Raw genomic sequence first — 4475 nt, 5'->3', positions numbered from 1 at the left:
TATCGGAAAAAGACGGCGAATATTGGATGCTTACCAAGAAAGCCTTATATGTCGTTGTCTGTTACAAATGTTTCGTCGTCATAATCCATCACGGGGCGGTCGTTTTCGGTGGCATTCGATACGCCATCGATGAGGAAATTGTCCTCTGATTTGGGCTTCTTTTGCAGTTGTAGCAGTTTATACACCTTCTTTCCGCCAGGTGTTTGATAGTGTATTAAGCACGCATTGGTTTTGGTTATCTTGCTGTGTACGGCGAAAGAACGTAGCCATTGGAACTGGAACTTGCCCGAACCAAGCAGCGGATTGTTCTTGATTGTGTGGCTTTGCATCTTTTGTGCGAACCCTTTTGTGCAGTATTTGTTCAGCACTTGGTGTATGGCGGCAGGGTTAGGCCGTGGTTGAGCAAGCTCGTTTACATACATGGCATAGAAGTTATAGAGGTCAAATATATACCCGTTGCATTCTCCTTCGTACGATTCGTTGGTTATTTCAACCTTTCTCGTTTGTCCGTTGGCACAAAAGGCCAAGGTGTATGTACGGTCTTTGGCGATAATTTCATCGCAATACGATAGGCTTAGGTACACTGTTGTTGGGGTTACGTAAACTTCTTGGGGCGCAGAGAGGGTGAAGCTGCTGTTGATGTCTTTGCCTACAAGAGATTTAAGGTTTAGCTTGTAGTTTTTAAATAGGGGTTTACCTGCTTTATAGATGTTCACCTTCAAAGAAGTATACGACATGTATCTCTCTGGATAATCAATCTTCTTACCCTCATAAAACTCGCGTACATGTATTTCCCAATCGCCAACAGTGGTGTCTATGCGCGTGGGTGGGTTAGCAAACTTCGAGTAGTCGGTTGTGTCTTCTTCCTCTACATACGGCTGTACGCTGTCTGTTTTTGCGCTAATCGAGTCGTTGCCAGTGCTGTTTGCATCGGCTTTTTTGTGTCCCGAACAGGCTGTTGTCAGGGCAATTGCGATGAGCCAAAGGGTAAAGGTAAGTTTTTTCATTGTTATCTCCATGCGGGTTGGTGCAGCAAGGGCAATATATAGTTAGAAGGAATTGATTTTAGAAAGTTGTTTGCATACCCCACCTTGCCATCAATGTATCCACACAACAGCATTTGCAGTGCAGCGAAAAGATATTTGTACAGACACTACAAGCACTTTGTAGTATCAATACAAGGTGCTCGCAGTGCCAGTACAAGGTGCTTGTAGTGTGGGTACAAGGCACCGTGTACTGATGCGTAGGCTTGCCTGTTACGCCAAGAAAACCTTAAATTTCGTCGTCTCCTGCATACTCTTCTTCTTCGTCTTGCATGGAGGGCAGGTCGTCTTCGGTGGCATTCTGCACGTCCGAGATGACGAAATCGTACGCTGTTCTGGGTTTCTTTTGCAACAGCAGGCGCTTATACACCTTCTTTCCGCCTGGTATTTCGTAGTGCACGATGCACGAATTTGTGCCTGCCTCTTTGCTGTGTACAATGAAAGAACGTAGCCATTGGAACTCGAACTTGCCAGAACCGAGCAGCGGATTGTTCTTGCTGGTATGGCTTTGCATCTTTTGTGCGAAACCTTTTGTGCAGTATTTGTTCAGCACTTTCTGTATGGCGGCCTTGTTAGGCTGTGGTTGAGTAAGTTCGTTTACGTACATGGCATAGAAGTCGTAGACGTCAAACACATATCCATCCATGTCGCCTTCGTACGATTCTGCGGCTGTTTGAACCTTTCTTACCTGTCCGTTGGCGCAAAAGGCCAAGATGTACATCTGGCAATTGTCGGTTTCGGGTTCGCAGTACGATAGGTCTAGGTACACTGTTGTTTCGGTAACAAAAACATTTTCGGACACGCCAAGGGTGAAATCTTTTATGTAATTGGAGCCTGCAACCGCCTTAGCGTCTATCTTATGCCCTTTGAACACGGGCTTACCTCCCTTAAAAATGTTGACCTTTAAAGAATAATTGGCGAAGACCTGGTCGCCAAGCTTAAACTTCTTGCCGTCATAAAATTCGCGTATGTGTATTTCCCAATCGCCAACGGTGGTGTCTATACGAGTGGGTTGAACGGCAAACTTCGAGTAGTCTGTCTTGTCTTCTTCCTCTACATACAGCGGCACACTGTCTGTTTTGGCGGCAATCGAGTCGTTTTCTGCGCCGTTTGCATCGGCTTTTTTATTTCCCGAACAGGCTGTTAATAATGTAATTGCGATGAGGGAAAGTGTTAGTGCGAGTTTTTTCATTTGTCAATTTCTATGTGGGTTAGTGCTGCAAATGTAGCAAAAAAAACACTTATTGCCGCCCATCTGCTCCCTATTATTTTGCATACAGCGCAGAAAAAGGACTTTTCTACCAAATAATCGCGCATTTCAAACCTTTTATTCGGTTGTAGTTGACTGCTTAGAAAGGTTTGCTGACAGTGCGATTGGTCTTCGCAGACGTGTCAGTAGCAGGGCAGATTAGAGCAAAGCGCGCGTGTGTGGTTATGCTTTTGCGTGTTAAGTACGCTATACTTCGTCGGTCCCAGCGTGCTATTCTTCGCCGTTTGGCATCGGGGGCAGGTCTTTTTCTGTGGCATCAGACACGCCACTAACCAAGTATTCGTACTCCGTTTCTGGTTTAAGTTGCAGGTGAATGCGCTTGTAAATTACCTTGCCATCAGCGCGTTTGTAGTTAACAATGCACGTGTTTGTTTTCTCGTCCATCAAGTGCACCTCCAAAGAACGCAGCCATTGGTAATCGAATTGGTCCGAACCCAAGAGCAAGTTCTTCTTCAACGTCTCGTTTTGCAGTCGTTTGGCAAAGTCTGTTGTGCAGTATTTGTTCAGCACTTTCTGTATGCTGGCAGTGTTAGGTGTAGCTAGGCTTAGTTCGTTTACGTACAAAGTGTAAAGCCAATAAATGTCGGTGACGTACATATCTATATCTCCTTCGGCCGAGGCGATGGACGTTTCGTACTTGCGCACCGTGCCATCGGCATTCAATGCCAACACTCTTTCAAGGCAATTGTCGGTTTCGGGCTCGCAATAGCCAAAGCCAATGTACACCGATGTGGGGGTAATCTCAAACTGTTCGAATAGGCCAAGCTCGAAACCTTTGATGTGGTTAGGGCCCATAAGCGACTTAGAGTTTACTTTGTAGTTCTTAAACACAGGTTTGCCTCCCTTGAATACGTTAAACCTCACGGCATAATCGGCGTGCGTTTCCTTATCGTAGGTGAACTTATTGCCGTCGTAAAACTGGTGTGCGTGTATCTCCCAGTCTCCCCAAATGGTGTCCACGCGTATGGGTTTTATGGCAAACTTCGAGTAGTCGGTCTTGTCTTCCTCCGCTATATATAATTGTGTGCCACTTGCTTTGGTGGCAATCGAGTCGTTGCACATGCTGCTTGCATCGGCTATTCTGTTTTCTGCGCAAACCGTAGTGAGTAAGGAAAACAGCAGGGTAAGTGTATATACGGGTCTTATCATTTGCTTATTTCGGTTTGGGTTAGTGGTGCAAATGTAATAAAAAAGTGCTTATTGTCGTCTGTTTGATTAGCTTTATTTTACGTTTGATGCGAAAAACGACCGCATTTTCCACAAAATCGGCTGTTCAAAACATTTTTTTCGCGTTTTGTTTGGTGGTGTGGCGAAATCTCCTTACCTTTGCATCGCTTTTGAAAAACAAGAGCATAGGGGGCGCTTAGCTCAGCTGGTTTAGAGCATCTGCCTTACAAGCAGAGGGTCGGCGGTTCGAATCCGTCAGCGCCCACACACAAGAAGAAACCTCGTTTCCAACTTTGGGAACGAGGTTTTTTGTGTTAAGAGAGGTGGTGAAAGCGGATTATAACAAAAATGTTATCTGGTTGTTTACGCAATTGCAGCCTTTTTCTTATCTTTGCATAGACGTGAATTATACCGCTATTATACAATGCAAAAGGTTATTATTATCGTAGAACAGTCTTCGGATGGTGCTTTTTGGTGTAGAACAGAGACGGACATTGCAGGTGTAGGACTAAACGCTTGTGGTAAGGATGTAGCCTCTGCGAAGGCTGATTTGTTGGAGTGCTATGAGGAGGCCAAAGCTGCTATGAAGGCGGAAGGTAAGGAAATGCCTGAGGTGGAGTTTGTATTCTAGTACGATTTGCAATCGTTTTTTAACTATTTCAACTTCCTTCATGTTACTGAAAAGCTAAACGGGTAGCTTTCAACCCTTCTTTTCTCGTTCTTCGAAAAGTGCGTTTTCTCGCCATGACAATGTTTGATCAAGCTCGACATGGTTCATTTGGCTTAACGAAAACGTTCTTTTCTCGTTCTTCGAAAAGTGCGTTTTCTCGCCATGACAATGTCCGAGCAAGCTCGACGTTGCTCATTTGGCTTAACGAAAACGTTCTTTATGTTTCATCTGTTCTTATGCCAAAATGGACGCATTTGGTCACAATACGAGAAGATGAATGATTACCCCGTTTACTTAGGGTAATTCAGTTAATTCCCTCTTAGGA

Annotated in this window: 4 protein-coding genes and 1 tRNA gene; 2 read left to right on the top strand and 3 right to left on the bottom strand. The window is 44.8% G+C overall.

Annotation, left to right across the window (positions count from 1 at the left end; translation table 11 throughout):
* Window positions 1–44: 44 nt before the first annotated feature.
* The 3 genes from HMPREF2955_RS09735 to HMPREF2955_RS09725 all read right to left on the bottom strand — a co-directional run bounded on the left by HMPREF2955_RS09735 (window position 45) and on the right by HMPREF2955_RS09725 (window position 3462).
* Window positions 45–1007, bottom strand: coding sequence for a hypothetical protein (locus HMPREF2955_RS09735; protein WP_070723035.1), 963 nt, complete (start codon window positions 1005–1007; stop codon window positions 45–47).
* 265 nt (window positions 1008–1272) lie between these two features.
* Entirely contained in the window at window positions 1273–2235 is a 963-nt protein-coding gene (locus HMPREF2955_RS09730; RefSeq protein WP_070723032.1) for a hypothetical protein, read from the bottom strand.
* 288 nt (window positions 2236–2523) lie between these two features.
* Window positions 2524–3462, bottom strand: coding sequence for a hypothetical protein (locus HMPREF2955_RS09725; protein WP_070723030.1), 939 nt, complete (start codon window positions 3460–3462; stop codon window positions 2524–2526).
* A gap of 208 nt (window positions 3463–3670) precedes the next feature.
* Here HMPREF2955_RS09725 and HMPREF2955_RS09720 point away from each other — a divergent pair.
* Both HMPREF2955_RS09720 and HMPREF2955_RS09715 read left to right on the top strand, forming a co-directional pair.
* Window positions 3671–3745, top strand: a tRNA-Val gene (locus HMPREF2955_RS09720).
* Window positions 3746–3904: 159 nt separating this feature from the next.
* Window positions 3905–4111: a hypothetical protein gene (locus tag HMPREF2955_RS09715; protein WP_246830119.1), complete on the top strand. Its 207-nt coding sequence runs from the start codon at window positions 3905–3907 to the stop codon at window positions 4109–4111.
* Window positions 4112–4475 lie beyond the last annotated feature (364 nt).

Source organism: Prevotella sp. HMSC073D09, from assembly GCF_001814145.1.
GTDB classification, from domain to species: domain Bacteria; phylum Bacteroidota; class Bacteroidia; order Bacteroidales; family Bacteroidaceae; genus Prevotella; species Prevotella conceptionensis.
This window is presented reverse-complemented; position numbering and strand designations above follow the sequence as displayed.

Excerpts from the sequence above, each read along its gene's own strand:
- HMPREF2955_RS09735 (WP_070723035.1), bottom strand. The coding sequence starts at position 1,007 with ATGAAAAAACTTACCTTTACCCTTTGGCTCATCGCAATTGCCCTGACA.
- HMPREF2955_RS09730 (WP_070723032.1), bottom strand. The coding sequence starts at position 2,235 with ATGAAAAAACTCGCACTAACACTTTCCCTCATCGCAATTACATTATTA.
- HMPREF2955_RS09725 (WP_070723030.1), bottom strand. The coding sequence starts at position 3,462 with ATGATAAGACCCGTATATACACTTACCCTGCTGTTTTCCTTACTCACT.
- HMPREF2955_RS09715 (WP_246830119.1), top strand. The coding sequence starts at position 3,905 with ATGCAAAAGGTTATTATTATCGTAGAACAGTCTTCGGATGGTGCTTTT.